Consider the following 3,352-nt stretch of genomic DNA (forward strand, 5'->3'; position numbering starts at 1 on the left):
TTCGCAAAGCTTTGCTATGCCGAGGGGGGATGCCGATCGTTTGTCCGCTGCAGGTCTGCGATCAGATGATCGAGACAGAGGGTGGCGAGCCCGGTCAATGGGCGCGTCGATGACGTCTTGACCTGCAGGCGACGCTGTTGCAGCAGTGCATTGGCGAACGGGATTGCGACCAGGCCGTCGGAATCCATGCGGTTTGCGACCGAGACGAAACCCGTCAGCATGATGGCGTTCGGAATCACCTGTGTAAACCGGTACAGTGATGCGACGTACCGGCTCGTGATCGGCGTCACCACCTCGAACCCTTCGACATTGCAGGCAATGTCGAACAGCTGGCGAACCGTCGTACCGGTGTCCTGCAACAAAACCGGGTAGAGGTGGAGTTCTGGCAATGTAAGCGATTTTTGACCCGCAAGCGGGTGGTCTCTCGACATCAGCGCCATGACGGGCGCGGGAAGCGTAAGACGAGCAACCACGTCCGGTTCGGGCTTCAGGCTGAACGAAAGCGCGATCGACGCATCCCCATCGACCAGCATGCGGCTTGCGTTATCAGACGACGTGACCTCGATCACGACTACGACCTCTGGGTACAGCTTGTAGAACGCTGCGAGCGAGTTCGGCAGGAAATCGAGGGCAAAGCCTTCGGTGCATGCAATCTTGATCTTGCGCTGTCGCCGCCTCTGGTCGCCTTGAATCGCGCTCATCACGGCCTCGGCATCCGTGAGGCTATTTTGCGCATAGCGCAACAGCATTCGGCCAGCGTCAGACAGCACCATGCCACGCGCGTGTCGTTCAAAAAGCGGCGCGCCGACGTCGCCTTCGAGCTTCGCGATATGGCGGCTCAACGCTGATACAGTTGCGCCGAGCTTTTCGGTGGCAGCCGTCAGCGATCCACTCTGTGCTACGACCGAGAAGTAATACAGCGACGAATCCAGCAGGTTGCGCATTTCGGACCTGGCCTACAGGGTTGCGATTTCCGCAAATATACGTTGATTGATTGCGAATACAAAAGATTGTTTACCCGGGTACTCTGGGGACATCGATTCTTTGATTCCAGAACATGAGCCGCTCAGAAGCCATCTCGCACGTCTCCCGTCACTTCGAAAGCGGAGCGTTCCAAGCGGTATTGCGCCGTCGCGTCGGCCTTCGCACGGAGAGCCAGAACCCGGATGCACAGGCTGCGCTGACTGGCTATTTGTCCGATGAGATCGCTCCCGCGCTAGGCGCTATGGGATTCACGTGCGACATCGTGGAAAACCCTGAAGCAGGCATGCCGCCGATGCTGATCGGCGAGCGCGTGGAAGCGGTCGGACTGCCCACGGTGCTGATCTACGGTCACGGCGACGTAGTCAACGGCGACGCAGCCAACTGGACAGACGCGCGTTCCCCGTGGGAGCTGTGCACAGACGGGGACAGCTGGTACGGCCGCGGCACGGCAGACAACAAGGGGCAACATTCGATCAATCTGGCGGCTCTTGCGTCGGTACTTGCCACGCGCGGCAGGCTTGGCTTCAACGCGAAGGTGATCATCGAAATGGGGGAAGAAGTCGGGTCGCCGGGACTCGACGCGGTATGCGCGCGGTATGCGGACCGGCTGGCTGCCGATCTGCTCATCGCCTCCGACGGACCGCGACAACGCGCTGCTGCACCGACGATGTTTCTTGGGTCGCGAGGCGCATTGCATTTCCGGCTGCGCGTGTCGAATGCATTTGGCGCGCGTCACTCGGGCAACTGGGGCGGCGTGCTGGCCAATCCCGCGACCGTGCTGGCGAATGCGCTTGCCAGCCTTGTTGACGGCAGTGGCCGGATTCGCGTCAACGGCCTGTTGCCGCCGCCGATTCCGCCGCGCGTGCGCGAGCTCGTCGCGAGTCTCGAAGTGGGTGCCGACGAAGGCGATCCGCCGTTGTCACAGGGGTGGGGCGAACCCGGTCTTAGTGATGCGGAGCGGGTGTACGCATGGAACACGCTGGAAGTGCTGGCGATGCAGGCAGGCAACGTCGGCCGGCCAGTCAGCGCGATTCCGGGCAGCGCGGAAGCGGTGTGCCAGTTGCGCTTCGTGGTCGGCACGGATTGGTTGAACGCGCGCGAATTGCTGATCGCGCATTTGCGCCGCGAAGGTTTCGAGAACGTCGATGTGACGATCGAAGCGTCGGGCAGCGCGACGCGGCTCGATCCTGATCATCCGTGGTCGAAGTGGGTGGAAGCCTCGATTGCAGCAACCTCTGGCAAGCCGGTGACGATCCTGCCGAATCTCGGCGGCACGATCCCTAACGAGTGCTTCGCGACGACGCTGGGTCTCGCGACCGTCTGGATCCCGCACTCTTATCCGAACTGCCGCCAGCACGCTCCCGATGAACATCTGCTGGGGAGTGTTGCGCACGAGTCGCTGCAAATCATGGCCGGCCTGTTCTGGGATATGGGGGAATCGGGGCACACGGTTCGCGAGACGCTCCGGGCTTCGACGAAGCGCTAATGGCAGTAGTCCCACTCTCAAGCAGTCTTTCTTCCGGGTCTCAAGATCATGCAATCTGTTGCTACTGAAGGACGTGCTGTGCGCCAGGACAACCGGCCACTGAAGCGCCTTATCGTCGCGAGCAGCGTCGGCAACGCGCTCGAATGGTTTGACTTCGCAGCGTATGGCTTCTTCGCCGTCACGCTGTCGAAGCTCTTTTTCCCCGCGCATGACGAAACGGTGTCGCTGCTGCTGACCTTCGGCACGTTCGGGCTTTCGTATATTTTCCGTCCGCTCGGCGCGCTGGTTCTCGGACGCTATGCGGACCGGCACGGCCGCAAGGCGGGACTGCTCGCATCGCTTTGGCTCACCACGCTCGGCACGCTGATCTGTGCGCTGATTCCGACCTACGCAAGCATCGGCCTGGGCGCGCCCATTGGCCTCATGCTGGCGCGCGTGCTGATCTCCTTTTCGACAGGCGGCGAGTTCGGCAGCGGCACCGCGCTGATGATCGAACAGAAGTCCACACGAAAGTCTTTCCTTGGAAGTTGGCAGTTTTCGAGCCAGGGTATGGCCACAGTGCTTGCTTCGTTCGCGGGCCTCGCACTCAGCAGCCAGCTTTCGACGGATCAGATCGAAGCGTGGGGATGGCGCGTTCCATTTGCTTTCGGCCTTTTGGTAGCGCCCGTCGGTCTCTATATTCGCCGTCACATTGACGACACGCTGCAGCCTTCAGCGGCGAAACATGCAGCGCCCATTCGAGATCTGCTCGTGAGTCACAAGGGGCGCGTCCTGCTTGCGGCAGGCATCATGGCGGTGTCCACGGCGGCCAGTTATCTGATGATTCTCTTTATGCCGACGTATGCCGTGAAGCAGTTGCATCTGCCAGCGTCGACGGGTTTT

The 3,352-nt window shown here is 61.2% G+C and carries 3 protein-coding genes; 2 read left to right on the forward strand and 1 reads right to left on the reverse strand.

All coding sequences use genetic code 11. The features are described 5' to 3' along the window. Positions 1-14: 14 nt before the first annotated feature. On the reverse strand, positions 15-944 hold the full coding sequence (locus AB3X98_RS41835; RefSeq protein ID WP_368607161.1) for a LysR family transcriptional regulator: 930 nt from the start codon (positions 942-944) through the stop codon (positions 15-17). 113 nt (positions 945-1,057) lie between these two features. Here AB3X98_RS41835 and AB3X98_RS41840 point away from each other — a divergent pair, with 113 nt between their 5' ends. After that, positions 1,058-2,470, forward strand: a complete 1,413-nt coding sequence (locus AB3X98_RS41840) for a M20 family metallopeptidase (RefSeq protein WP_368607160.1) — start codon at positions 1,058-1,060, stop codon at positions 2,468-2,470. A 48-nt stretch (positions 2,471-2,518) separates the two neighbouring features. Further along, the coding region (locus AB3X98_RS41845) for an MFS transporter (RefSeq protein WP_368607159.1) at positions 2,519-3,352 on the forward strand (834 nt) is incomplete at its 3' end.

The sequence above is a fragment of the Paraburkholderia sp. BR14312 genome (assembly GCF_040948675.1).
In the GTDB taxonomy this organism is placed as follows: Bacteria; Pseudomonadota; Gammaproteobacteria; order Burkholderiales; family Burkholderiaceae; genus Paraburkholderia; species Paraburkholderia nodosa_A.